The organism is Nonomuraea sp. PA05 (assembly GCF_008086045.1).
In the GTDB taxonomy this organism is placed as follows: domain Bacteria; phylum Actinomycetota; class Actinomycetes; order Streptosporangiales; family Streptosporangiaceae; genus Nonomuraea; species Nonomuraea monospora.
In genome coordinates this window covers 131,365-156,395 of the sequence record NZ_VSEY01000017.1, presented here as the reverse complement: position 1 = coordinate 156,395, position 25,031 = coordinate 131,365, and the positions used below count along the sequence as shown (strand labels likewise).

The 25,031-nt window shown below is 72.5% G+C and carries 25 protein-coding genes and 1 pseudogene; 12 read left to right on the top strand and 14 right to left on the bottom strand.

Annotated features, from left to right (window positions below; all coding sequences use genetic code 11):
• Positions 1–14: 14 nt before the first annotated feature.
• Genes FXF51_RS26570 through FXF51_RS26560 form a run of 3 tightly spaced genes read left to right on the top strand, consistent with a single transcriptional unit; the run spans position 15 to position 4,929 of the window.
• The gene (locus FXF51_RS26570; protein ID WP_148437384.1) at positions 15–461 is read left to right on the top strand and encodes a hypothetical protein; all 447 of its coding nucleotides are present in this window, start codon (positions 15–17) and stop codon (positions 459–461) included.
• Between the two features lie 31 nt (positions 462–492).
• The gene (locus tag FXF51_RS26565; RefSeq protein WP_148437383.1) at positions 493–4,401 is read left to right on the top strand and encodes a GDSL-type esterase/lipase family protein; all 3,909 of its coding nucleotides are present in this window, start codon (positions 493–495) and stop codon (positions 4,399–4,401) included.
• A 36-nt stretch (positions 4,402–4,437) separates the two neighbouring features.
• Positions 4,438–4,929, top strand: a complete 492-nt coding sequence (locus FXF51_RS26560) for a hypothetical protein (protein ID WP_148437382.1) — start codon at positions 4,438–4,440, stop codon at positions 4,927–4,929.
• Between the two features lie 64 nt (positions 4,930–4,993).
• Here the strand turns inward: FXF51_RS26560 and FXF51_RS26555 are convergent, their stop codons facing one another.
• The 5 genes from FXF51_RS26555 to FXF51_RS26535 form a co-directional block, all read right to left on the bottom strand.
• On the bottom strand, positions 4,994–5,395 hold the full coding sequence (locus FXF51_RS26555) for a hypothetical protein (protein WP_148437381.1): 402 nt from the start codon (positions 5,393–5,395) through the stop codon (positions 4,994–4,996).
• A gap of 19 nt (positions 5,396–5,414) precedes the next feature.
• Complete coding sequence (locus FXF51_RS26550; protein ID WP_262379849.1) at positions 5,415–6,539, bottom strand: hypothetical protein; 1,125 nt, start codon at positions 6,537–6,539, stop codon at positions 5,415–5,417.
• A gap of 88 nt (positions 6,540–6,627) precedes the next feature.
• Entirely contained in the window at positions 6,628–7,770 is a 1,143-nt protein-coding gene (locus FXF51_RS26545; protein ID WP_148437380.1) for an FAD-dependent oxidoreductase, read from the bottom strand.
• A 53-nt stretch (positions 7,771–7,823) separates the two neighbouring features.
• Positions 7,824–8,939 (bottom strand): winged helix DNA-binding domain-containing protein, encoded by a 1,116-nt coding sequence (locus tag FXF51_RS26540; RefSeq protein WP_148437379.1) that lies wholly within the window; start codon positions 8,937–8,939, stop codon positions 7,824–7,826.
• Positions 8,936–9,364, bottom strand: a complete 429-nt coding sequence (locus FXF51_RS26535; RefSeq protein WP_148437378.1) for a VOC family protein — start codon at positions 9,362–9,364, stop codon at positions 8,936–8,938. The genes FXF51_RS26540 and FXF51_RS26535 overlap by 4 nt, the downstream gene beginning before the upstream one ends.
• A gap of 97 nt (positions 9,365–9,461) precedes the next feature.
• On the opposite strand from FXF51_RS26535, the gene FXF51_RS26530 reads away from it, so the two are divergent.
• Positions 9,462–10,424, top strand: a complete 963-nt coding sequence (locus FXF51_RS26530; protein WP_148437377.1) for a helix-turn-helix transcriptional regulator — start codon at positions 9,462–9,464, stop codon at positions 10,422–10,424.
• Here the strand turns inward: FXF51_RS26530 and FXF51_RS26525 are convergent.
• Positions 10,408–12,879 carry an XRE family transcriptional regulator gene (locus FXF51_RS26525; RefSeq protein ID WP_148437376.1) on the bottom strand — a complete coding sequence of 824 codons (2,472 nt, stop codon included), beginning with the start codon at positions 12,877–12,879 and terminating at the stop codon, positions 10,408–10,410. The genes FXF51_RS26530 and FXF51_RS26525 overlap by 17 nt on opposite strands.
• A gap of 160 nt (positions 12,880–13,039) precedes the next feature.
• On the opposite strand from FXF51_RS26525, the gene FXF51_RS26520 reads away from it, so the two are divergent.
• A complete protein-coding gene (locus FXF51_RS26520) occupies positions 13,040–13,495 on the top strand; it encodes a carboxymuconolactone decarboxylase family protein (protein ID WP_148437375.1) in 456 nt (151 codons plus the stop codon).
• A gap of 31 nt (positions 13,496–13,526) precedes the next feature.
• Positions 13,527–14,789 carry an MFS transporter gene (locus FXF51_RS26515; RefSeq protein WP_222871469.1) on the top strand — a complete coding sequence of 421 codons (1,263 nt, stop codon included), beginning with the start codon at positions 13,527–13,529 and terminating at the stop codon, positions 14,787–14,789.
• Here the strand turns inward: FXF51_RS26515 and FXF51_RS26510 are convergent.
• Positions 14,768–15,565 (bottom strand): helix-turn-helix transcriptional regulator, encoded by a 798-nt coding sequence (locus tag FXF51_RS26510; RefSeq protein ID WP_148437374.1) that lies wholly within the window; start codon positions 15,563–15,565, stop codon positions 14,768–14,770. The genes FXF51_RS26515 and FXF51_RS26510 overlap by 22 nt on opposite strands.
• An 83-nt stretch (positions 15,566–15,648) precedes the next feature.
• Here FXF51_RS26510 and ilvD point away from each other — a divergent pair, with 83 nt between their 5' ends.
• Complete coding sequence (gene ilvD, locus FXF51_RS26505) at positions 15,649–17,496, top strand: dihydroxy-acid dehydratase (RefSeq protein WP_148437373.1); 1,848 nt, start codon at positions 15,649–15,651, stop codon at positions 17,494–17,496.
• Between the two features lie 3 nt (positions 17,497–17,499).
• Here the strand turns inward: ilvD and FXF51_RS26500 are convergent, their stop codons facing one another.
• Positions 17,500–18,093, bottom strand: coding sequence for a GNAT family N-acetyltransferase (locus tag FXF51_RS26500; protein WP_148437372.1), 594 nt, complete (start codon positions 18,091–18,093; stop codon positions 17,500–17,502).
• Positions 18,090–18,827 carry a TetR/AcrR family transcriptional regulator gene (locus FXF51_RS26495; protein WP_148437371.1) on the bottom strand — a complete coding sequence of 246 codons (738 nt, stop codon included), beginning with the start codon at positions 18,825–18,827 and terminating at the stop codon, positions 18,090–18,092. Before FXF51_RS26495 ends, FXF51_RS26500 begins: the two co-directional genes overlap by 4 nt.
• 145 nt (positions 18,828–18,972) lie before the next feature.
• Here FXF51_RS26495 and FXF51_RS63815 point away from each other — a divergent pair.
• The 4 genes and pseudogenes from FXF51_RS63815 to FXF51_RS26480 form a co-directional block, all read left to right on the top strand.
• Positions 18,973–19,107 (top strand): annotated as a pseudogene (locus FXF51_RS63815) (helix-turn-helix domain-containing protein); the annotation flags it as partial.
• Between the two features lie 156 nt (positions 19,108–19,263).
• Positions 19,264–19,704 (top strand): GbsR/MarR family transcriptional regulator, encoded by a 441-nt coding sequence (locus FXF51_RS63810; protein ID WP_411268382.1) that lies wholly within the window; start codon positions 19,264–19,266, stop codon positions 19,702–19,704.
• On the top strand, positions 19,691–20,032 hold the full coding sequence (locus FXF51_RS60975) for a hypothetical protein (protein WP_187414579.1): 342 nt from the start codon (positions 19,691–19,693) through the stop codon (positions 20,030–20,032). The genes FXF51_RS63810 and FXF51_RS60975 overlap by 14 nt, the downstream gene beginning before the upstream one ends.
• An 11-nt stretch (positions 20,033–20,043) precedes the next feature.
• A complete protein-coding gene (locus tag FXF51_RS26480) occupies positions 20,044–20,559 on the top strand; it encodes a DinB family protein (RefSeq protein ID WP_148437369.1) in 516 nt (171 codons plus the stop codon).
• Here the strand turns inward: FXF51_RS26480 and FXF51_RS26475 are convergent, their stop codons facing one another.
• Together FXF51_RS26475 and FXF51_RS26470 are read right to left on the bottom strand one after the other, a co-directional pair.
• Positions 20,560–21,642, bottom strand: a complete 1,083-nt coding sequence (locus FXF51_RS26475; RefSeq protein WP_148437368.1) for a PQQ-dependent sugar dehydrogenase — start codon at positions 21,640–21,642, stop codon at positions 20,560–20,562.
• An 85-nt stretch (positions 21,643–21,727) separates the two neighbouring features.
• A complete protein-coding gene (locus FXF51_RS26470; protein WP_148437367.1) occupies positions 21,728–22,216 on the bottom strand; it encodes a hypothetical protein in 489 nt (162 codons plus the stop codon).
• Between the two features lie 81 nt (positions 22,217–22,297).
• On the opposite strand from FXF51_RS26470, the gene FXF51_RS26465 reads away from it, so the two are divergent.
• Positions 22,298–22,753, top strand: a complete 456-nt coding sequence (locus FXF51_RS26465; protein WP_148437366.1) for a MarR family winged helix-turn-helix transcriptional regulator — start codon at positions 22,298–22,300, stop codon at positions 22,751–22,753.
• A gap of 200 nt (positions 22,754–22,953) precedes the next feature.
• Here the strand turns inward: FXF51_RS26465 and FXF51_RS26460 are convergent, their stop codons facing one another.
• The 3 genes from FXF51_RS26460 to FXF51_RS26450 form a co-directional block, all read right to left on the bottom strand.
• A complete protein-coding gene (locus tag FXF51_RS26460) occupies positions 22,954–23,976 on the bottom strand; it encodes a zinc-dependent alcohol dehydrogenase family protein (protein ID WP_148437365.1) in 1,023 nt (340 codons plus the stop codon).
• Between the two features lie 283 nt (positions 23,977–24,259).
• Positions 24,260–24,631: a hypothetical protein gene (locus tag FXF51_RS26455; RefSeq protein ID WP_148437364.1), complete on the bottom strand. Its 372-nt coding sequence runs from the start codon at positions 24,629–24,631 to the stop codon at positions 24,260–24,262.
• On the bottom strand, positions 24,628–25,008 hold the full coding sequence (locus FXF51_RS26450) for a hypothetical protein (RefSeq protein ID WP_148437363.1): 381 nt from the start codon (positions 25,006–25,008) through the stop codon (positions 24,628–24,630). Before FXF51_RS26450 ends, FXF51_RS26455 begins: the two co-directional genes overlap by 4 nt.
• Positions 25,009–25,031: the final 23 nt, after the last annotated feature.

Below are 25,031 nucleotides of genomic sequence, written 5' to 3'. Positions count from 1 at the left end.
CGGAAGGACATCGAATGAAGCTGCTGCGCACGCGTCTCAGCGCGACGCTGGGTGCTCTGGCCCTGACTCTCTCGGCCGGCGCTTTCACGGCGAATCAGGCCTGGGCCGCCCCCGAGGACTGCGCCTCGTGGCCGAGCGCCGCCAACGCGACCAACGCGTACGTCGGGGCATCGGAGAGCCCGGGCTCCTCGACCTACCTCAACCTGTGGTTCGGCACGGTCAACGGCAAGGGGGCCGGCTGGGCGTCGATCACCGGCTTCTCGGGTGACAAGGTCTGGTTCGACGTCTCCCACGACGGAGGCCACTACTGGTTCCAGTGCGGCCCCTTCACCTTGAGCGGCAGCGGCAGGGTCGGAAAGCGCACGCCGGCGCATTACACCAGCCCGGACCCGGATGTCGTCTTCCGTGCCTGCGGCCTGGCGTACGGCGCCATCAAGGAACGCTGCACCGACTGGTACTAGACCGCTCCACTGAACCAGGAAAGGAGTGCCGGTGCAGAGCCGGATCCCGTTATCCAGGCGATGGCAGGCCCCGCTGGTGGCGCTGACCATCGCGGCGGCCGGTGCCGCGATGCACGTCCCGGCGCGGCCCGCCGCCGCGACACCCCCGCCCTCTTCAGCCCAGTCGCCGCCCGCCTCGCCGGCATCGGCTCCTGCGCCTGAGTCGGCCACGGTCGATCCCGCCCGGCGTGACGAGCTGCTCGGCACCGGCTGGGCGTCGTCCGACGACCTCGCCTGGACCACCGCGGGCGACTCGACCGGCCTGCACCTCCTGGTGGCCGAGGCCGGGAAGGGCTACACGTGGCGTACGGCGGCCACGCTGTCCGAGCCCGGACACGAGACCGATCGATGGATCGGCAACGTGTGCCTGACCGGCTCGGGCAAGCGCGCGGTCGTGGTGTACGCGCCGCGCCAGTACACCAACTCGGAAGCCCTCTTCCAGCGCGGCGCCTTCGCCGCGGTCGTGGACCTGGCCACCGGGAAGGTCCGGAAGCTGGACGTTCGTGTCTCGCTCGCCTACCACAATCCGGGGTGCGGGGCCGGCGAGCAGACGGTGCTCAGCCAATCGGGCGGGCAGCGGCTCGGCGCCACCAGGCTGCACCGGCTCGATGCCGCGACGGGCGAGGTCATCGGCCGCCACGAGGTGCCCGGCCAGGTAACCTCCGCGGTCCCGGTGGGCGATGAGATCGTGGCCGCGGGTGGCGACGGCCTGGTGCGGATCGGTCAGGACGGCAAGGTTGCCGTCAAGGCCGCCGTCCGCGGCACGCCGTACCATCTGCGGCCGGACGCGCACGGCGGGGTGAGCTTCCTGCGGGCCGAGGACGACCGCACCGCCGTCGCCGAGCATCTGCTCGCCGGCGAGGCCCGCGCTCGCACGTTCGCTCGTGGCGGGCTGAGCGACCTCGCGCTGGCTCGCGGCGCCGCCGGCCAGGCGTTCCTGGTCGGCACCCCCACCCAGGTGATGTCACCGCCCGCCTCGATCGGCCGCGTGAACGCGTCGCCTCGTGCGGATGTGTCCACCCGGGGCCGGATGATCGTCACGCACGACGGCTCCGGGTCCGCGCCGGTGTCCCTGCCAGGGCGGGGCCTGCCGGTCCGGCTGCGCGGAACGTCGACGCGAACAGGGGCCGCGGTCGAATTCGGCATCCGGCCCGGCGGGCCTTCAAGGGCAACGGCCGGCGCGCGTCCGGAGGGAGCCCGGGCCGCCGGTTCCCCGGTCGATCCGGTCGACGACGACCGGACCTGTTCCATAGCGCGCAACGACCCTCGCCGCCAGGTGCTCCAGCCTCATTGGCGGCAGGTGGAATGGGCGGCGAACCTCGCGGTGCAGGGCGCGCTGACCCTTCAGCGACCCACGAACTGGAACCAGTCAGGGCTGAGCGCCTGGTCGCCGCAGCAACTGTTCCCACCGCTGGCCCTCAAGGGCGGAGGGCGGATCCCGGCTCAGATCATGCTGGGCATCCTGGCGCAGGAATCGAACATGTGGCAGGCCTCCTATCACGCCTTGGAAGGCGTCACCGGCAATCCCCTGGTCGGCGACTTCTACGGCAACCGCTCCGCGCCCGACGGCTGGACCGTCCTGTGGGGCGAGGCGGACTGCGGGTACGGCGTGGCTCAGATCACTGACCGGATGCGGGTCGGCGGCGGCCTGTCCGAGACCTCCCAGCGCGCGATCGCCCTCGACTACGCCACGAACATCGCCGCGGGCGTGCGCATCCTCCAGGAGAAGTGGAACCAGCTCCACGACCACGTCAAAATCAACAACGCCGACCCGTCGCGGATCGAGAACTGGTTCGCGGCGGTGTGGGCCTACAACACCGGCGTGCAGCCGGGAAGCCCCAGCATGGGCAACCCCAGCGGCTGCGTGCCTGGCCCGGCCTGCACCGATCCGGACGGGAACTGGGGACTGGGCTGGTCCAACAACCCGATCAACCCCGACTACCCCGCCAACCGGGCTCCCTTTCTGGAGCTCGACCAGGACGACGCGCGGACACCGAACCTGTGGCCCTATCCGGAGAAGGTCATGGGCTGGGCCGCCTTCCCCATCACCAAGTCCGACTGGCGCACCGGCGGCTACGAACCCGGCTACCAGCAGTCGTGGTGGACGACCGATGCCAACCGCACGGCGATCAAGCCCCCGCGTTCCCAGTTCTGCAACTCGGGCAACCTCTGTGACAGCACCAAGGCCCAGCCCTGCCTGCGAGCCGACTACCACTGCTGGTGGCATCAGCCGTCCACCTGGAAGGAGGACTGCTCGGAGACCTGCGGCTACGAGGCGGTGACCTTCAAGCCGGGCGCCGCCGAGCCCAAGTTCGGCCAGGACGGGCTGTTCACCGAGCACTACCCGCCCAACTGCAACCCCTTCAGCGCCACCAACGGCATCCCGGCGAATTCCCTGATCATCGACGACGTCCCCGACAGCGTGCCATCGGTGCGGCCCAACTGCGCCCGGACCTGGACGAACAAGGGCACCTTCAGCCTCACCTTCGCCCCCGACCGTTACGGCGCCTACCGATCCAAGATCGACTTCCATCAGATCGGAGGCGGCATGGGCGGCCATTTCTGGTTCGCCCACACCCAGCAGGCCGACAACCCCGCCCACCAGGTGACCGGCACCTGGAAGCTCGGCCAATCCCTCAACGGCTGGGCCCGGGTCATGGTGCACCTGCCCGACCAGGGCGCACACACCCAGCAGGCGATCTACACCGTTCACCTCGGCGACGGCCGGACGAAGACCAGAGCCGTCCTGCAGCGAACTCAGCGGCACGCCTGGGTCTCCCTGGGCGTGTTCCCCTTCAACGGCACACCCAAGGTGTCCCTGACCAACATCACCGCCGACGGCGAAGGGGTCGAGGACATCGCGTGGGACGCCATCGCCTTCCAGCCGCTGCCGGCCAAACCCAAGCACATGGTGGTCGCCCTGGGCGACTCCTACGCCTCCGGCGAAGGTGCGGCCACCGACGCCCGCCGGGACTACTACGCGGAGACCGACGACAACGGCGGCGGCGTCGAGGGCACCTACCTCGATCCCACCTACACGTGGAAATACGGCAACGCCTGCCACCGCTCGAAGTACGCCTGGCCACGCCTGCTCAGGAGCTACGACTCCGCAGACCTCATCGGAGCCCGTCACGACCGCTGGGACACCAACGTCGACCTGCAACTCCACGCCTGCTCGGGAGCGCAGACCGAGAACGTCCTGGCCGCCTCCGATCCGCGCAACGACTTCCTCGATCGCAACCAGGGGCTGTACCGGGAACTGTCCCAGCTCGACAAGGGCTACCTCGACGAGAACACCACGCTGGTGACGCTGTCCATCGGCGGCAACGACGCCCGCTACAGCCCGGTCCTGACCCAGTGCATCAGCCTCCCGGACTGCGCGGACACGACTCTCGCGGGGGATGAGATTCCGCTGCGGCAGGCACAACCGCACCTGATCCAGCAGAAGGTGCGTCCGTCCATCGTGAAGGTCCTGCGTGCGATCCACGCCAGGGCGCCCAACGCCGAGATCGCGCTCATGGGCTACCCCGTCCTCTTCGAGGACAGCGGCAGCTGCGTGATCGGCATCAACCCCAACACCGAAGGCCCCTGGCTCAACGAGGTGGGCGACATCCTGACCCAGGAGATGCGGCTCGCCGTCACCGACGCGGTCGAAGCCGTAGCCGCCGAGCCGGGCGACGACACGCTCACCGCACACTTCGTCGATCCGTTCGCCGACCTCCAGGGGCACGCCGTCTGCGCAGAACCCGCCGCCATCCACGGCATCGTCATGGGCCGCACCGAGGGAGAGGTGCCCACCGACCTGCTGCCCCTGCCGTCCCAGCAGTCCTTCCACCCCAACCGCGACGGGACCCCTTTGTTCGCCAACGCCTTCAACCGCGTCCTCGGTCCCCTCGGCTGACTCCCCTTCATCGGTCTACAGCACTGGAGGTTTCATATGTCACTGTCCGCCCTGCGCCGGCGCACGACCGCGGCCCTGACGGCCGTACTCGCCGCGCCCCTGGCCATCGCCCTCGCCCCGGCATCCGCCCAAGCCACCACCACCTGCGCGAAGGCTCAGCTCGGTGTGTACCTGACGGGCGACCAGGCGGGCGACTGGGGCAGCGTGGTGAAGTCCAGGGAGTACGCCGACCGCAAGATCGCCCTGGAGACCGGGTACGTCAACATCGCCGGCGGTGGGAGGCAGCACGTCGCCTGGGCCATCCTGGTCGCAGCGGGGACGCCGGTCAGCCAGTACGACCGGGTCAGGCTCGACGTCACCACCGACGGCGGGAGCACCTACGTCAAGTGCAACGGGGATTACGGCCCGGGCGAGCCCACGACCTGGTTCTACGTCCCGCGTCCGAATGACTCGGCCTACATGTTCCGGGCCTGCGGCTATCTGCCGAACACGTACGGCCGGTCATGGGTGTGCACCGGGTGGTGGTAACCCCTCTCTGAGCTGCCCGCCTGCCACCGCTGCGGAGGTGGCAGGCGGGCAGCGGCGCTCCGGCTCACTCAGTCCGGTCCGGGATCAGCGCCCTGACGGCGAGTTGTTCCTCACCCGCGGGGCCGTCGAGGCGGATGGTCAGCTCCCAGACGCCGCTCATCGGGAACAGCTCACCCCCGGCCACGAACCGGCCCGGCTGCCCCTCGGTGGCGGTCAGTTCGGGTGTGGAGTGACCCATCTCGGCCATGACCGCCGACACGGACACGCTGTCGGCGTCGCCCCTGCTCACCTGGATCTCCACGGTGACCTGGCCGGGCCGGGGATCGGGGATGAGGACGGTGGCGGTGTAGCGGGTGCCCGCGGTGGTCAGGGTGATCGGCCCGGCGGCCGTGCTCCTGCCCACGACGAACAGCGCCGCCGCCACGGCCACGAGTAAGGTCGCGACCAGGATGTGCCACCTCTTCATCACCGGGCCTCCGTTGCGATCACCTTTCCAGTGAAGCGTACGGTGCCGGCGTACCGGGTCCGGGCAGGAACAGCACGCCGAGCGCCAGCCCGATCAGCCCCGCGACGACCGGCGCGCCGGTCCACAGCTCGGGCACGGCGGGCAGACCGCCCCCGAAGGCGGAGGCGACGGCGAGGTAGAGCGTCCAGGTGGCGAACGCCGACAGGCCGGCGAACGCCCAGTAGGCGCCGCGCCGCTCGCCCGAGGGCCGCAGCCAGCGGATGAGAAGGTCGCTCACGAGCCCGGCGGCCACGAACGCCCCCAGGATCGGCAGGTTGCGGAACGACGTCTGCGCGCCCGGCATGAGCGCGATGATCGCGTACATGACGGTGATCGAGCCGAACGGCAGCAGCCAGCGGCGCGCCAGGAGCAGCACCGGGCTGAGCATGTCGACGTTGGTGACGACCATGGCGACGGCCACGCGCTCGGCGCCCACGGCGACCGGCCTGGGGCCGCCGCCCTGGGGCACGGCGGCCGGGCCCTGCCCCATGGACAGCGCCTCGACGATCACCTGGGGCCGGTACTGCAGGGCGCCGCCGTACGACAGGAACAGCGACACCAGCGTGGTGGCGAACGCGAGCCCGATCAGCGCGGGCAGCAGCCGGCCGAGCCGGGGCCGGGCGCCGACGTGCGGCGCGCTCCAGGCCGAGCGGAGCGGGGTGGTGATGATGAGCAGCATCGTCACGACAAGGCCGAGGTGGGACGGGCTGAAGAAGATGTTCAGGGTCGTCTCGATGCCGAGGACGGTGTGCCATGTCAGGTCGGCGAGCCCGAAGGCGGCGAACGCCGGGATGGCCACCAGCCCGGCGAGGTAGCCCATGGGCACGGCCGCCACCCCCTGCCGCCCGGTGCGCAGGTTGCGCCACACCTGCCAGATGATCCAGCCGGAGACGACGGCGAACCCCGAGTAGAACACGGCGTGCCACGGGGTGAAGAACGTCTCCAGCTCGGCCAGGTTGGCGTGCGCCCAGGCGTCGATCATCAGCCCGGCCCCGAACCAGACGCCGAGCAGCGCCGTCACCAGGTCCGCTCGGGGTGACGCCCAGCCGCGGGGTTCACCCGTGTCCGTGATGAAACGCCGGGTGCCGGCGGCGTGTGATGCCACGTCGTGCGTCCTCTCGATCCAGCCATGCGAGCCTAACGGTTAGCCAATAGATAGCGGTTAGCCGTAGGGGTGTCAAAGCAAGATCTCGTCAGAGCCTGGTGCTGACCCCCCGGAGAAGCCGGCGCAGCATCCAGGTGCCCAGCCCGGCGGGCATGGCGACGGCGCCGCGCATCGCCCACTCGCTCTGCGTCAGCAGCGCCCGGGGCCCGCCGGTCGCGACGGCCCGGGTGGCCAGCACCGAGGCCAGCGTCGCCTGCCGGCGCCTGCGCCGCTCGTAGACGTCCAGCGCCTGGTCCGGTTCCGCGCCGGCCAGGGCGCGCAGGAGCGCGGACACGTCCTCGAGCCCCTGGCCCGCGCCCTGCGCGAGCGTGGGCGGCATGGCGTGCGCCGCGTCCCCGATCAGGACCGTGCGCCCGCGCCGCCAGCGCAGCGGCGCGCGGTGCCGCCGGTGCGGGAACAGCTCGATGTCGTCCGCCGACAGCGCCTCCAGCAGGTCGGGGACGGGCGGGCCCCACGAGCCGTAGCGCCGCCTGAGGGCGGCGAGCGCGAGGTCACGGCGCTCGTGCACGTCGCCGGGGCGCGGGCGGAAGTCGATGAGCCACTGCAGGGTGCCGTCGCCGGACGGGTTCAGCCCGAAGTCGCCCTGGCGGCCGAGGAACAGCAGGGCGCGCGTGCCGGGGTCGAAGGGCGCCTTGATCAGGCCCTGCCAGGTCGCCGTGCCGGTCGGGTGCGCGGGCGAGTGGCCGAAGAGGGCCGAACGGACCTGGGAGTTGACGCCGTCGGCCCCGATGAGCAGGTCACCGGTGTGCTCGGCGCCGTCCTCGGTCCGTACGCGCACCGACCGGCCGTCGTCGTGCACCCCGGTGACGCGGGCGCCGAACCGGTAGACGTGCTCCGGCAGCCCCTCGGCGAGCCGGTCGAGCAGCACCCGGCGGGGCAGCGACACCACCGGGGCGCCGAACTCGGCCGACAGCCGTTCCAGGTCCATGACCATCACGCGGCGGCCCTTGGCGCTGCGGACCTCGACGGCGTCCAGGCGCTGCCCCGCCCCCTCCATGCGGACGCCGAGATCACGCAGCACGGTCGTGCCGTTGTGCCAGATCATGATCGCGCATCCGGTCTCGCGTAACGCGGGTGAGCGCTCCAGCACCGTGACCTCGTGTCCGGCGGCCAGAAAGCCTCTGGCCGCCGCCACTCCCGCGATGCCTGCTCCCGCGATGAGTACGCGCATCCCCGTCCCCCTACATCTCGTAGTACTACTTGATGTAGAGAATAGGCTGTCCGTCAGACGGAGATCCGTACGCCGTCGCTCTCGCCGTCCGACAGGAACGACGCCAGCGCCCGCCCCTCCTCCCCCACGGCCTCCCGGTCGATGCGGGAGAGGGGACGCAGCGGGGCGACCGTCACCGCGCCGCCCTCGACGGTCCAGGTCGCGGCGACCCTGCCGTCCACCAGGACCACGCGCGCGCCCGCCACCGACAGGCCGCGATGGGCGTCGTCGATGATCCGGGCGCGGTCGTGGTAGCCGAGGATCGCGTTGTCGAACGCCGGCAGGAACCGTACCGGAGCAGGGGTGTCCGGGTCGGGGAGCGGCGCGCCGGGCAGGTCGAGCAGCACCCTGCCCCGCTCGTCCCTGAAGCTGACCAGCTCCTCGCGGACCGCGGCCACCGCGGCGGGCAGCCCGGCCAGCCCGCTCCAGGCGCGCAGGTCGGCCGCGGCGGCGGGGCCGAACGCGGCGAGGTAGCGGCGCACCAGCTCCTGGCCCACCGGGTCGGAGCCGTCCGCGGGCGGCGGGTCGGGCTCGCGCCCCAGCCAGGCCGCAAGCGGCAGGTTGCGCACCCCCGCCTTCGCCCGCCACAGACCGCGCGGCGGTAGCTGCGCCATCGGGATGAGGGCCGCGACCAGCATCTCGCCCAGCGGCCGTATCCCCGGCTGTATCCCCGACTGTGGCCCCTGCTGAGGCCGGCGTCCGGCCACCGCCCGTGCCAGCTCGCTCATCGAGCGGGGCACGCCGTCGGCCATCACCGCCCGGCCCGCCGCCGCCAGCTCGTCGAGGTCCACCCCGGCCAGCTCGCGGCGGTAGGTGCCGAGCACGCGCTGACGCAGCATGGCGTCGTGCCGGGCGCGCCAGGCGAGGGTGTCCTCGGCGGTGAGCAGGTGGACGGTGCGGCGCATCAGGTGGGTGCGGACCACGTCGCGGCCGGTGAGCAGGCTCGACAGGCCGGCCGGGTCGAAGGCGCGCACCCGGGACCAGAGACCCGCGAACGGCTCCTGTGGTTCCTGTGCTTGCAGGCCGCACAGGTGGGCGACCGCGTCTCGTGCGGTGACGGGGGCGCGGTCGAGCAGGAGCTGGCGAGCCAGCGTCGCCCGGTTCAGCGCGCGGGTCGTGAGAACGGTCATCTCTTCACACTGGACGCGTCGGCGACGTCGAGGACCCAGACGACGCCGAAGCGGTCCTTGAGCATCCCGTAGAGCGGCGCCCACGGGGAGGGGCCCAGCGGCTGCACGACGGCCGCCCCCTCGGTGAGCCTCTCCCAGTACGCGGTGATCTCCGCCGCGTCCGCACCGCGTACGGACAGGAAGAAAGAGTTCTCGCCCCGCTCGAACGGCATCGCGGACGGCACGTCGTAGGCCATCACGTGGAAGCCGCCGGCGGCGAGCACCTGACCCCACGTCACGAGGTCGGCGTCGGCGGGGTTCTGCACGTAGCCGGTGTCCTTGTAGGTGACGACGGCGAGGTCGCCGCCGAACACGGACCGGTAGAACTCCAGCGCCGCCCGGGCCTCGCCACGGAAGTTCAGGTGCAGGACGGACTTGACGGACATCTATGGCTCCTGTCATCGAGGACATCTCGTTTGCGGGACCCACAGTGGCAGGGGTAGCGGTCAGGTTGTGGCCTCTACTCCGGGCACAATGGGAGGCATGCCGAAGACCTCCGCCCGGCTGCTGGCGCTGCTCTCGTTGCTCCAGACGCGCAGGGACTGGCCGGGCGCGCTGCTGGCCGACCGGCTGGACGTCAGCCCGCGCACCGTGCGCCGCGACGTCGATCGCCTGCGCGAGCTCGGCTACCCGATCACCACCTTCAAGGGCCCGGACGGCGGCTACCGGCTGGACGCCGGCTCGGAGCTGCCCCCGCTGCTGTTCGACGACGAGCAGGCGGTCGCGCTGGCCATCGCGTTGCGGATCGCCACCACCAGCGGCGCCGGCATCGCGGAGGCCTCGGCCCGCGCGCTGAACACCGTCCGCCAGGTGATGCCCGCCCGGCTGCGCCACCGGATCGACACCTTGCAGGTCACCGCCGTCGAGCGGCCCGAACCGCAGGTGGGCGCGGGCGTGCTGGTGACGCTCAGCGCAGCCGTCCACGCCTGCGAGGTGCTGCGCTTCGACTACGGCTCAGGCGACGGCCCGCCGCGCCGCGCGGAGCCGCACCACCTGGTCACCTGGGGCGGGCGCTGGTACCTCGTCGCCTGGGACCTCGACCGCGAGGACTGGCGCACCTTCCGCGCCGACCGCCTCACCCCGCGCACCCCGGCGGGGCCCCGCTTCACCCCGCGCGAGCTGCCCGGAGGCACGGTCGCCGCGTTCATGGCCGCCAGGTTCCGTGGCGGCGACGCCTCCGGCGACTGGCCCTGCCGGGGCGAGGTGATCCTCGACCTGCCCGCCTCCGTCGTGTCGCCCTTCGTGCGTGACGGGGTCGTGGAGGAGCTGGGTCCGGAGCGGTGCTGGCTGGTGCTGGGCTCGTGGTCGTGGAGGGGCCTGGCCGCCTCCGTCGGCCGGTTCGACGCCGACATCGAGGTGGTCGGCCCGGCCGAGCTGAAGGACGCGTTCGCGCAGCTCGCCCGCCGCTACGCCGACGCCGCCCAGCCCGTCAGTCCTGCGGGGTGAGCTCCTGGAGGATGGCCTGACCGGCCGCGCGGTGCCCGGCCGCGGCGGGCGGGTCCGTCGCGTCGAGCACGGCCGCGATCCCCTCGTGGGCCAGCGCCTCCGCGTACCGGTAGCCCAGCTTCGGCGCCAGCTCCAGCGCCTGCCGGTGCAGCCGCAGCGCCTCCTCGGGCAGCCCGGCCCACCGGCAGGTCTCCGCGTAACCGTCGAGGAAGTGGATCTTCCAGTGCTCCTCGAACAGCTCGTCCAGCAGCGCGAACGCCTTCCGATGGCTGGCCAGCGCCTCCTCGTACCTGCCCATCCGGCGCAGCGCCACCCCCATGCAGTTCAGGCACCACGCCTCGTTGTGCTTGTGCCCGTCGTCGCGGGCCAGCGCCAGCGCCTGGCGCAGGTGTGCCACGGCCTCGTCGGGCGCCTCGCGGGCGATGGCCACGCCGAGCGTGATCCTGGCCGTCACCGTGGGCGGCCAGGCGGGGTCGGCGTGCCGTAGCTCCAGCGTCTCGCGCGCCAGGCGGGCCGCCTCCTCGGCGTGCCCGAGCTGCAGCATCGCCCAGCCCTCGTACGCCGTCGCGTGCGCCGCCCCCATCGGGCAGCCGGCCCGCGCGTACAGCTCGCCCGCCAGCCGGAACAGGCCGAGCGGCTGCTCGACGTACCCTTCGTCCCACTTCAGGTAGCCGCGGCGCATCGTCAGCTCGGCCTCGAAGCGGGCGTCACCGGACTGGGCGGCCAGCGGGGCCGCCGCCTCGTACGCGGCTGCGGCCTCCGCCATGCGGCCCGCGTTGTAGCGCGCGAAGCCCAGGTCGCTGTGCGCCTCGGCGAGCCGCAGCGGGTCGCCCAGGCGTCGCGCGGCGGCCAGCGACCGCTCGAACAGTACGTTGAGCTGCGTCGTCCCGCATCGCCTGGAGAAGTAGGCGCGCATGAAGCGCGGCAGCTCGTACGCGTGCGCGTCGGCCCCGGCGGCGAGAGCCGCGTCGAAGGCGGCCAGCAGGTTGAGGTACTCGGCGCCGAACCAGGCCAGGGCCGCGTCCTTGCTCGTGAAGCGCGGCAGCTCGGCCGGCGGGCTGCCCGCGGAGGCGGCCCTGCCGGGTGACAGGAACGGCATGGCGGCGTCGGCGGCGGCCGCGGCGTGCACGTAGTAGTCGAGCACCCGGCCCAGCGCCTGCTCCCGCTCGGCGGGCGAGTCCTGCTCCTCGGTGGCCCGCCGCGCGTGCTGGTGCACCAGGTCGTGCAGCCGGTAGCGGCCGATGGCGGGCTGCTGGACGAGGTGCGCGTCGAGCAGGTCCTCCAGCATGGTCCGGGCCGTGCGCAGCGGCACCCCGGTCAGGGCGGCGGCCACGTACTCGTCGAAGAACGCGCCGGGCAGCAGGCCCAGCAGCCGGAACAGCCGCCGCTCGGCCCGGTCGAGCTGCCGAACCGACATGGCGAACGCGGTGTCGAACTCGCTCGCGCCCTCCGCCATCCGCTCGACGAGGATGCCGACGGTCCAGCCAGGCCGGTGCCGCAGCCGGGCCGCGGCCAGCCGCAGGGCGAGCGGCAGGTGGCCGCACAACCGCAGCACCTCGGCCGCCGACTCCGGGTCGCGGGCCAGCCTGCCGTCGGGGCCGCCGGCGTCGCCGCTGGCGCGGGCCAGCAGCTCAGCGCTCTCCTGCGGAGTGAGCACGTCGAGCGAGACGGGCGGCACCTCGTCCAGGCCAAGCAGCCGGTTGCGGCTGGTGATCAGGGTGACGGAGGAGCCCGCGCCGGGCAGCAGGGGGCGCACCTGGGTGGCGTCGGCGGCGTTGTCGAGGACCACCACGGCCCGCCGGTGCGCCAGCTCCGAGCGCCAGCAGGCGGCCAGCTCCTCGACGCCCTCCTGCGGGATCTTCTCCGAGGGCACGTCGAGCGCGGCCAGCAGGGTGCGCAGCGCGCGGTCGGGGTCGAGCGGCTCCCGGCCCTCGGTGAAGCCGTGCAGGTCCAGGTAGAGCTGGGCGTCCGGGTAGCCAGTGGCGAGCCGGTGCGCGGCGTGCACGGCCAGGCAGGTCTTGCCGACGCCCGCCATGCCGTCCACGGCGACCACCCGGCTGTGCTCCACCGCCGCCAGCACGGTGGCGAGCTGCGGCTCGCGGCCGGTGAAGTCGGGCACGTCGCGTGGCAGGTCGTTGCGGGGCGGGCGCGGCGCCGCCGGCGTCTCTGACGAGGGCTGCGGGTGGCGGCTCGCGTTCGGTGGCGCGGGCAGCGCCTTGGAGGCGCGTTCCCACAGGGGACGCAGCGGGCGCGGGTCGCGCCTGACCAGGCGGCACAGCGCGATCACCGCCGGCCACGGTGGCACTGTTCGCCCTGTGAGGTAACGCGACAACGACGACGAGCTGAGGTTCGCGTCGCGCGCGAGGGCGCGCACGCCGCGCCCGGACAGCTCCTGGATCAGCCGCAGCCGGGCGGCCAGCTCGTCCTGCGGGTCGGCCTTCGCCGTCGCCACCACTGTCCCCGCCTTCCCGTCCCGCCGCGTCGGAACCTTTCCTGGCCGCGTCGCCCCTGCTCAGGGCCGTTCCCGCTGTCCCACGGTGTCCCATCGCCATCGTCGTCGCGCGCCTGCTCCGCTGTCATGGAGTCACACACCACACGAAAACGGAGAAACCATCATGAAGTCTCGCATGCAGAACCCCGCCGTCGTCCTGTCCGGCGCCATGCAGCCCATCCAGGCCCTGTCCAAGGCCGCCTACACCGGCGGCGTGGACGAGCAGACGCTGGAGCTGGTGCACCTGCGGGTCAGCCAGATCAACGGCTGCAGCGCCTGCGTGGACGGCGGCGCCAAGAAGGCCCGCAAGTCCGGCGTGAGCAACGAGAAGCTCGACACGGTCGCCGCCTGGCGGGAGACGCCGTACTTCACCGAGGAGGAGCGGGCGGCGCTCGCGCTGGCCGAGGCCGCGACGCGGCTGGCCGACCAGCCCGACGCGGTCGGCGACGACATCTGGGACACCGCCGCCACCTACTACGACGAGAAGCAGCTCGCCTCGATCGTCTTGATGATCGCCGTCACGAACCTGTACAACCGGCTCAACGCCACCACCCGGCAGATCGCCGGCGCGTGGGGCTGACCGCGCGTCCCGCCGATCGGAGGAGCCTGCTGTGACGACCGCACCGGCCGCGACGAACAGCTCGTACCGCGACGTCCTGCGCCGCGACCGGCGGGTGACCGGCCTGCTGCTGGGCGACCTGCTGGCGCAGGCAGGCACGGGCATGCTGATCGTCGCCATGCCCGTGCAGACGCTGGCCGTCCACGGCAGCGTGCCGGCGGCGGTGGCGATCGGGCTGGTGGAGGCCGCGCCGTTCCTGCTGTCCACGGTGCTCGCCCTGGCCATCAGCCTGGGACGGTTCCCTGCGCCGCCGCGGCTGTTGCTGCTGGCCGACTGCGTGCTGCGCGCAGTCACGTTCACCGGTCTGGGGTTGCTGGCGGTGACGGGGCGGCTCACCCTGCCCCTGCTGATCGGCGGGCTGCTGCTGGGCAGCGTGTTCCGGATGGCGGGCTCCAGCAGCCGCCGCCTGCTGGCCACCTCGATGGTGGGCGAGGCGGACCGGTTCGCCGTCAACGGGCTGCTGGGGGTGGGCGGCAACTTCGCGCTGCTCGTCCTCGGGCCCGTGGCGGGCGGGCTCCTGGTGGCGTCGGCGGGCGCCGGGTGGGCGCTGTTCGCCGACGCGTGCGGGGCGCTGATCCTGCTGGCGGCGGTGTTGTGGTGCGCGCCCCGATCCCCGGCTCCGGCTCCGGCTCGTGAGGGGGACAAGCCGCGGAGCGAGTCCGGATGGCGGATCCTGCGGCGGCGGCCGGTGGCCGCGCGGCTGCTCGTGGTGGTCTTCTTCTTCAACTTCCTCTACATGCCGATCGAGGTGGCCCTGCCGCTGTACGTGCGCGAGACGCTGCACACCGGGGCGTCAGGACTGGGGCTGCTCTGGACCGCGCTGGGCGTCGGCGCTCTCGTGGGCGCCGCCGTCGTGGACCGGCTCCGCAACCTCCCGCAGCGCCCGCTGCTCATCACGATCGTCGCCCTGTGGGCGTTGTGCCCGATCGCACTGGCGGGCATCGGGAACCAGGCCGCGGCCATGGTCGCCTTCGGCATCGGCGGGCTGATCTGGGCCCCGTTCACGCCCGTCGCGTACAGCTTCCTGCAGTCGGGCCTGAGCCCGGAGGAGCAGCAGCCGGTCGTCACGCTCTGGACGACGGGCTCGACGGTCGCCGCCCCGCTCGGCCTGCTCGCCGGCGGCCCGCTCGTCGCCGCGGCCGGCACCCACCCCAGCCTGATCCTGTCCGGCGTGCTGACGCTGCTGCTGGCGCCGCTGGCCGCGTGGAGCGTGCTGACGGCCCGCGACCCAGGTCAGGGCGCCGCGGGCGTGTAGATCACCACGTGCAGGTCCGGGTGGTCGGCGGGGGCCAGGCGGTGGTGCTCGTAACGCAGCACCCCCTGCGCCGGATGGTGGAAGACGCGCAGCCGGGAGGCGAAGCCCTCGATGCGGTGGTCCTGCCAGGCGTCGCGGAACGGCCCGCTCGCGCCCAGCAGCCGCTGGATGACCGGCGAGCGGGCCAGGTCGCCCAGCCGGGGCCCGGCCTCGGCGCGGAACTCGGCCAGGAAGCGGCGGCTGGTGGTCTCCCAGTCGGGCAGCAGGTCGCGCACGTAGGGGTCGGTGAACACCAGCCACAGCAGGTTGCGGTCGGCCGGGGCGACGGTGGCCACGTTCGGGTACAGCGCTGCGTAGGCGGCGTTCCAGCCGGTGATCGTCCAGTCGGGGGCGATGGCGTAGGCAGGGAAGCCGGCCAGCGCGTCGAGCAGCCGCCGCACGTGGCCGGGCGCCTCCTGACCGGCCGGCTCGGCGGCCGAGGGCAGCGGGGTGTAGCCGGCCAGGGAGAGCACGTAGGCGTGCTCGGTGCCGGTCAGGCGCAGGCAACGGGCCAGCGCGTCCAGCACCTGGCGGGAGGGCTGGATGTCGCGGCCCTGCTCCAGCCACGTGTACCAGGTGGCGCTCACGCCCGACAGGGTGGCGACCTCCTCGCGGCGCAGGCCGCCCCTGCGGCGCGGCCCCGCCGGGGGCAGGCCGACCGCCGTCGGGTCCAGGCCCGCGCGCCTGGCGCGCAGGAAGCTGCCCAGCTCCGCGCGTCGTTCCGGTGCCGTGCTCACCTGGTCAAGGGTAATGCTGGTAGCGGGACTACTAGCAGTACGGGCGTCTTCGCCGCACGCCCGCCCGCCACCACCATGGCCGCATGCCACAGTTGAGATCACGAACGGTCACCCACGGGCGGAACATGGCCGGCGCCCGCGCCCTGATGCGCGCCTCCGGCGTCCCCGCCGCCGACATCGGCGTCAAGCCCGTCGTCGCGGTGGCCAACAGCTTCGCCGAGTTCGTCCCAGGCCACACCCATCTGCAGCCGGTGGGCCGCATCGTCTGCGACGCCGTCACAGCGGCGGGCGGCATCGCCCGCGAGTTCAACACCATCGCCGTGGACGACGGCATCGCCATGGGCCACGGCGGGATGCTGTACTCGCTGCCGTCGCGGGACCTGATCGCCGACTCCATCGAGTACATGGTGCAGGCGCACCGCGCCGACGCCCTGGTGTGCGTCTCCAACTGCGACAAGATCACGCCGGGGATGCTGATGGCCGCGCTGCGGCTGAACATCCCTGCCGTGTTCGTCTCCGGCGGCCCGATGGAGGGCGGCCGCGCGGTGCTGGCCGACGGCACGGTCCGCACCGGCCTCACCCTGATCACCGCCATGTCCGAGGCGGTCAACCCGGACATGGCGGACGCCGACCTGGCCAGGATCGAGGAGGCGGCCTGCCCCACCTGCGGATCCTGCTCGGGCATGTTCACCGCCAACTCCATGAACTGCCTGCTGGAGGCGCTCGGCCTGGCCCTGCCCGGCAACGGCACCACCCTGGCCACCCACACCGCCCGCCGCGCCCTGTACGAGCAGGCCGGACGTACCGTGATGGAGCTGGCGAACCGCTACTACGGCGACGACGACGCCCGCGTGCTGCCGAGAGCCGTCGCCTCCCGCGCCGCGTTCGACAACGCCATGGCCCTGGACCTGGCCATGGGCGGCTCCACCAACACCGTGCTGCACCTGCTCGCCGCCGCCCACGAGGCGGGCCTCGACTACACCCTGGCCGACATCGAGACGCGCTCGCGCCAGGTGCCGTGCCTGTGCAAGGTCGCCCCCAACGGCCACTACCTGATGGAGGACGTGCACCGGGCCGGTGGCATCCCGGCAATCCTCGGCGAACTGCACCGCGCCGGGCTGCTGCACAAGGACGTGCACGCCGTCCACGCCGAGTCCTTGGAGGAGTGGCTGGCCGCCTGGGACGTGCGCGGCCACGCCCCTTCGCGCGAGGCGGTCGAGCTGTTCCACGCCGCGCCGGGCGGCGCCCGCTCGCCGGCCGCGTTCTCCCAGTCGGCCCGCTGGGAGTCGCTCGACCTGGACGCCGAGGCCGGATGCGTCCGGGCCACCGGCCACGCGTACTCGCCGGACGCGGGCCTGGCCGTCCTGCGCGGCAACCTCGCGCCCGGCGGCGCCGTGGTGAAGTCCGCCGGCGTCGAGGACGGCATGCGCGTCTTCACCGGCCGGGCGGTGGTGACCGAGTCGCAGGAGGAGGCCGGGGAGGCGATCCTGTCCGGGCGGGTCACACCGGGATCCGTCCTGGTCATCCGGTACGAGGGGCCGCGCGGCGGGCCCGGCATGCAGGAGATGCTGTACCCGACCGCCTACCTCAAGGGGCGCGGCCTGGCCGCCTCGGTCGCGGTGGTCACCGACGGGCGCTTCTCCGGCGGCAGCTCCGGGCTGTCGGTCGGCCATGTCTCACCCGAGGCGGCGGCCGGCGGCCCCCTGGCCCTCGTCGGGGAAGGCGACACCATCACCGTCGACATCGCCGGCCGATCCCTCCACCTCCAGGTGGCGGAGCCTGAGCTCGCCGCCCGGCGCGCGGAGCTGGAGCGGGGCGGCGGCTACCGGCCCGGGCACCGCGACCGTCCCGTCTCCGCCGCGCTGCGCGCCTACGCCTTCATGGCGCAGTCCGCCGACAAGGGGGCCGTGCGGGAGGTGCCCGAGTACTGAGCGTCAGGGCGCCTTGACCAGGCGCATGCCGACGTAGGCCCCGATCCCGGTGATCATCTTGTGGTGCACCTTGGTGCGCTTGAACTCGGTGAAGCCCAGCTTCTCGTACAGGCGCAGGGCGGGGGTGTTGATGTCGGCGATGGTGTCCAGCACGTACTCGTCGTACTGGGGCAGGGCGAGCAGGTGCTCGATGACGGCCGACGCCACGCCCTGCCCGCGGAACCGTGACCCGGTCGCCACGAACTCCAGCGAGGCCATCCGCTCCCCGCCGTACGACAGCGGACGCTCGAACATCCGGGTGAACGCGAAATGCGCGACCGTGCCCCTGACCAGGCCGAGGTGCCTGCGCAACTCCCGGGCGTCGTGCCGGACCGCCCGCTGCCGCCCGTCGGTGCACGCGACGATGCCCGCCGGCTCGCCCGCCACCAGGCCGACGTGGAACAGGTCGAGCACCAGCATGTGGGCGAGGGCCTCGGTGAGCTTGCCGGGGTCCTTGGAGAAGAAGACCAGGTCGGGCCCGAATCCTTCGACGAAGATCCGGGTGATCGCGTGGCGGTGGCTCTCGCCCAGCTCGCTGCCGCGTCTGACCTCGATCATGGCGTCGCATCCCTTCTTCGAACGATGAGTGCCTGGATGCCGTCCAGGAGCAGGGTGAGGCCGAAGGCGAAGTCGGCGTCGTCCACCCAGTCGGGCGAGGTGCCGAACGCCCCCGAGGCCAGCGCCGCCGACAGGCCCGGGTAGCCGCGGGCGTCCACGAGCCGCGTGAGCAGCGCGGTGTAACCGGCCGGCCCCTCCGGCCCCGCCTCGTCGACGGTCCCGCTCATGGCGGTCTGGAGGGTGGCGGCGCTGACGGCGTACGCGGACAGGGTGGAGGCGATGTTGACCGCCGCGGGCCCCGTCAGCCCGGCACCGGCCAGCACGGTCAGCGCCCGGTCCAGCCAGCGCAGGGTGCGCGGGCCCAGCGGCGGGGTGAGCGGTGAGACCTCCAGCAGCCACGGGTGGCCGGTCAGGAAGTCGCGGTGGGCGCGGGTCCACAGGGTCAGGTACTCGCGCCAGTCCTGGGCGCCGGGCTCGGGAGGGGCGGGGGTGGCCGCGTCCACCATCGCGGTCAGCAGGTCGTCCTTGCTGGTGACGTAGCCGTACAGCGCCATCGCCGAGACGTCCAGCCGGGCGGCGACGCTGCTCATCCGCACCCCGGCCAGGCCCTCGGCGTCCGCGATGCCGATCGCGGCGTCGGTGATGCGCCGCAGGGTCAGCCCGGGGCGGGGGCCGCGCCGTGAGGCCGGTTCCAGGCCCCACATCCGCGCCACCACCGTCGGCAGCTCGTCCATCGCTCCCCCCTCAAAACTGCGAATGACATACACTGTAGCTTGTACGGAGTTGAGTTGTCTTCGGGGTCCGCGCGAGAGCCCTGCCGCCGGCAGGCCGTGATATGGGTGCAATGAGCTGTAGCTGGGTGCAACAGGAGGAGGCCGCATGCCGGGAGCCAGGCTGACCGCCGAGGACCGCCGCCGCATCGCCGACGGCCTGACCTCCGGCCTGACGTACGCGGAGATCGCCCGCCGCCTGGGACGCTCCAGGTCCACCGTCACCCGCGAGATCGCCAGGAACGGCGGCCCGCACGGCTACCGGGCGGCCCGCGCCCAGCACGCGACGAGCTGGCGGGCCCGCCGCCGCAAGCGCGCTCCGCACGCCGGCGTCGCGCCCGCCGCCGACAGCCGGGACGCCCGCACGGCCCGCGAGTTCGAGGAGCAGTTCACCGCCATCATGGTTCAGACCGGCATGTCGCCCATGACGGCCAAGGTGTTCGCCGCGTTGTTCGTCAGCGAGAGCGGCAGCCTGACCGCCACGGAGCTGGTGCGGCGGCTGCAGGTCAGCCCGGCGACGATCTCGAACGCGATCAAGTGGCTGGAGCAGCGGGAGATGGTCTCCAGGCAGCGCGAGGCGCGCCGGACGCGGTACTTCCTGTCGCCCGACGTCTGGTACCGCACCTGGGTGGCCAGCGCCAGGTCGATGGCGCTGTGGGCGGACACCACCCGGCACGGCGCCGAGATCTTCGGCCCCGAGACGCCCACCGGCGACCGGCTCCGCGCCACCAGCCGCTTCTTCGAGTTGCTCGGCCACGACATGACGCAGGCGGCCGAGCACTGGCGTCAGGCGATCTCGCTGAACCGGCCCGCTACGAGGCCGCTGGATGATGCTCGGTGAGCCGATCCAGAGCGGCGGCTGTGGCCTCGTCGGCGGCGAGGTGGACGACCAGCCGCTGCTCATCGGGGCCGGGCACCTCCAGGCTCTCGTACGCCGGCGCGACTCCCCCGCCTCCGGATGCGCCCACCGCTCGACCCCGGTCCGCGAGGGCAAGGCGGCCACCCCTTCGAACCGGTCGCGGAAACAGGTGGCCGCGGCGCGGCGGGAGGGCGTCACCACCGTGCCCGGGTTCGTCTTCGGCGACGGCGACGGCGACGTGATCGTCGGCGTGACGCCCTCGGCCGAGCGGGAGGAAAACCTCATGCGGTGCCGCCGCGACGTGCACTAACGTCGGCGCTCATGAGCATCCCTCGCGAACGCCCGCCCTTCGTCGCCGACGAACGCACCCAGCTCGTCGGCTGGCTCGACATGCAACGCGCCATCGCGTTGTGGAAGTGCGAGGGCCTGTCGCAGGACGACGCCTACCGTCCGGTCCTGCCGGACTCGCCGCTCATGACGGTCGCCGGGCTGCTCTCCCACCTGCGCTGGACCGAGCACTGCTGGTTCGAGGTGCTGTTCCTGGGCCGCTCGCGCGAGGGTAACCCGCAGTTCGACGAGTCCGTCGAGGACGCCGACATGCGCGTGGAGGGCGTCCCGCTCGCCCGGCTCATGGCGGAGTACGAGGCCCAGTGCCGGCTCTCCAACGACGTCATCGCCGCCCACTCCCTGGACGACGTGGGCAAGCACCCCGACTTCCGCTCCGCTCAGGCGAGCCTGCGCTGGATGGTGATCCACATGGTCGAGGAGACCGCCCGGCACGCCGGCCACCTCGACACGATCAGGGAGCTGCTGGACGGCGCCAAGGGCTACTTCTGATCAGCGGGCCGGGAAGCGCAGGACGCGGTCGTCGCCGTCGCGCAGGTCGCCGCGCCCGTCGGTGTTGGACGTGGTGACCCACAGGGCGCCGTCCGGGGCGACCTGCACCGTGCGCAGCCGGCCGTAGCGCCCGTCGAGCTGCGCGACCGGTTCGCCCAGGTCGTCGCCGTCGAGGGGCACGGTCCAGAGCCGTTCGCCGCGCAGCGCCGCGACGTAGGCGGTGGTGCCAGCGATCGCCATCCCGGACGGGGACGCCTCGCGGACGGGCCAGGTGATCAGCGGGTCGGTATAGCGGTCGCCTTCGCCTTCGCCTTCGACGTTGGGCCAGCCGTAGTTGCGTCCCGGCTGGATGAGGTTGACCTCGTCCAGCTCGTTCTGGCCGAACTCGGTGGCGAACAGGCGACCTTCGTCGTCCCAGGCCAGGCCCTGCACGTTGCGGTGGCCGAGGCTGTAGACCGGAGAGCCCGGGGTGGGGTTGCCGGGTGCGGGCTCGCCGTCGGGCGTCAGCCGCAGGATCTTGCCGTTGGGGCTGTCCGGATCCTGCGAGCTGGCGGTGTTCCCGGCGTCGCCGGTGCCGGCGTAGAGCATGCCGTCCGGGCCGAACGCGATGCGGCCGCCGTTGTGGAAGCTCGCCTTGGCGATGCCGTCGAAAATCACCTCCGGGTCGCCGCCGCCGAGCTTGAACCGGATGATGCGGTTGTCATCGGCGGCGGTGAGGTAGGCGTACACGAGGTCGTCGGTCGCGAAGCCGGGTGAGGTGGCGAGGCCGAGCAGACCGCCCTCGCCACCGGCGGCGACGCCGGGCACCTCGGCCACCTGGCGGGGCCGGCCGCCCGGCGTCAGGCGCAGGATCCGGCCGGTGTCGCGTTCGGCGATCAGCGCGTCACCGCCGGGCAGGAACGTCAGCCCCCACGGCACGTCGATGCCGGTCGCCAGCTCCTCCGGGGTGCCCAGCCCGTCCGTGGCGGCAGGGGAAGCGGTCGCCGTGCCGGTGGTGACGACGGCGCCGCCTCCTCCACCACTACCGCTGCACGCGGCGACGCCGATGCTCAGCACGAGCCCCGCTACCGCTCTCGCGCGCATTCGTCTCCATCTTCTGATCGGTGGCACGAACGTCACTCCACCACAACAACCCGAAACACCGTGTAAAGGACATCCGGCCCGCACCCTACGGCCGGCCGCGCCTCCGCAGGACCACGCGGACGAGCTCGGCGGCGATCGCGGCCACGAGCACCAGGCACGCGATGGGCAGCGAGCGTCCGGGCGCGTCCGTCGTCGCCGTCTCCAGGACGGACTGCCCGGGCAGGAAGATCAGCCCGCTCAGGACGACGAGCACGAAGCACGTGGCGAAGGCAGCCGCCGCGGGGATCAGCGGACGCAGCGCGCCCACCGGCGACTGCGGGCGGGCGGCCAGCCGCCAGGCGAAGACGATCCCGCCGACGAGCGCGAACGCCATCCACCCGAAGTTGGTCGTGCTGAACCCGCTGATACCGGCGTAGTCGAACTGGCGCATTCCGCCGATCACCAGGTTCACGACGCCGGCGGCGATGACGGCCGGGATCCACGGCCAGGTGCGGGCCAGTTCGAGCGGGCCGGGGAACGTCCCCGCATCCGTGGCGGGCTGGGGCCGTGCGTCCGGACGGACGGCTTCTGACATGTCGCGCCTCCCTCTCCTCGACTCCTCCCGCCAAAGTAGCTAGATAATCTAGATACATCAAGTTCTAGTATTCTGGTAATCGTGGATATCGTAGAGGTGACCCCGGCGAGCGTGCAGCAACGGCTGCGCGCCCTGCATGGCGCCGTAGAACGGATCAACCGGCAGGTGTCCGAACGGATGGGCATCAACCGCAGCGACCTGCAATGTCTGGAACTGATCGCCCGGCACGGCCCCACCCCGGCCGGAGAGATCGCCAAGCTGATGCGCCTGCCCACCGGCACGATGACGACGGTGATCGACCGCGTCGAACGCGCGGGCCTGGCGGTCAGGCAGCGGTCGGCGTCCGATCGGCGGCGGGTCCTGGTGTCGCTGACCGATCAGGGCGCGCTGCGGCTCTTCGCGATGTACGCGCCGCTGATGGCCACCTCCGCCCAGAACCTGAGCAGGTATGACGCGGCCGAACTGGCTGTGATCGACGACTTTCTGCGCACCAGCGTGCAGCTCACCGAGGAGTACTCGCCGCCGGAGCCGGAATGAGCGTCGGCGCAGGAGGGCAGGCGAGCACCCGCCGCACCCCGAGCGCGCTCCCCGTCCGGGCCCAGCAGGAGCACCTTCGCCTCCAGCGCCGATGGGGGCCATGCTGCGCGACTGCGCCGAGGCGCTCAGGCGGCCGGCGTCGACAGGAAGGCCCGCCAGAATCCATCCCGGGGGTTCGTCGGACTCCTCCTCGTCCGGGGTCAGGGCTGCAGGAGGACCTTGACGGCGCGGCGTTCGTCCATGGCGCGGTATCCCTCGGCCGCCTGGTCGAGCGGAAGCGTCAAATCGAAGACCTTGCCGGGGTCGATGGCGCGCCCGCAGATCAGCTCGATCAGCTTCGGCAGGTACTGGCGCACCGGCGCGGGACCGCCGTGCAGGTGCACGAGCGACATGAACAGCTCGTCCCCCGGCAGCGCCACGTCGTGGCTGACACCGACGAACCCGACGTGGCCGCCCGCGCGGGTGGAGCGGATGGCCTGCATCATCGACTCCTGCGTGCCGACCGCCTCGATGACGCTGTGCGCGCCGAGCCCGTTCGTCAGCTCCTTGATCCTCTCCACGCCCTCGTCGCCGCGCTCGGTGACGATGTCGGTGGCGCCGAAGAAACGGGCGAGCTCCTGGCGCGGGGCGTGGCGGCTCATCGCGATGATGCGTTCGGCGCCGAGCTGCCTGGCCGCCAGGACGCCGCACAGCCCGACCGCGCCGTCACCGACGACGGCGACGGTCTTGCCCGGCCCCGCCTCCGCGGCGACGGCGGCGAACCAGCCGGTGCCCAGCACGTCGGAGGCGGCCAGCAGGCTGGGCACCAGGTCCGCGTCCGGCATGGCCGGGGTCGCCACCAGCGTGCCGTCGGCCAGCGGGATCCGCGCCAGCTCGGACTGGGTGCCGATCGTGCCCATCAGCACCCGCTGGACGCACGCGCACTGGTATCCGGACCGGCAGATCTCGCAGGTGTTGTCGGAGGCCCAGAACGAGCCGACCACGAACTGGCCGGGCCTGAGCGTGCGGACCTCGCTGCCGACCTCCTCCACGACGCCCACGTACTCGTGGCCCATGGGCGCGGGCCCGTCCAGTTTCTCCACGCCGCGATAGGGCCACAGGTCGGAACCGCAGATGCAGGTGGCCGTCAGGCGGATGATCGCGTCGGTGGGCTCGATGATCCCCGGGTCCGGACGGTCCTCGACGCGGACGTCACCCGGGGCGTGCAGAACTGCTCCACGCATGGTGGATCTCCTTTTCTGTCAGTCGCCCTGCTTTCCGGGAACGGGCCGAGTGGTCCGTACCGCAGGAGAATTTGCCCTTCTCCGCGGCGTTGCTTTGCCACGCGTGACCGTTCGCCGCCCGGCAGGACAATGCCCCAGGAAACCGGATCCGTCGCGCGCCCGGGAGGTCGGGCTTATCGGGGGGACAACCCCTACCCCTCAGCGACCCCCGCGAAGGCACCCCGGCCGCCGCGCACTCCCTGAGCCTACGGACCCGGCTCCAGGGCCCGGCACCGCAGAAGCCTCACCTGAGGAGCCCCCGCCGCCAGCCGACCACGGCGAGCAGGAGCGCCGTGCCGATCACCGCGATCCCCAGGCACCACAGCAGCGACAGCGAGGTGAGATAGGCCAGCCCGCACAGCAGGATCGGGGCGAAGCACAAGCCGTCCAGCATGGGGTGCCGCCGGGACCAGTCCATGAGGCGCTGGAACGGGACCCAGACGGTCGCCGCCAGCGCCCCGTAGGTGAGCGCGGCCAGCACCCCCATGGCCACACCCCGCTTGTCGATCATCCCGAGCGTGATCGCCACGGCGACGAGAGCAAGGAAGACGCGCGAGAACCACTGGGCGATCCGCTGCTTGGTGCGGGACGGAGCCACGTTGTCGGCATCGGTCATGCGACCAGGGAACGCCCCCCGACGCACCCCGTCAACCGCACCACGACCACGGCCGCCATCAGCTTGGCCTGGGACGCGATCCGGGGCCACGAGCCCGAGGAGATGCGCCCGCCCTTGCCGTCGAACAGCCGCGAACCCGCAATGCCCTTGTCCACCCGCTTGCCGTCGGCACAGCGCCTCTGTTGATCCTTTCGACGAGACCGATCGCGTTCGCCGGGATGGCCAGGGCGGTGAAGCTGTCGCCGATCAGCAGAAGGGGCGATTACCGAACCCCGGTGGCCGTTCGTCGTGCCGTCAAGGTCGATCCCCGCCTTGACCCGCGAGTCAGCGACCATGCCATGGTGGCGGAGGCACCGCAGCAGCATCATCAGCGCCACTGCGGTGCTCCCGAGGGTCAGCC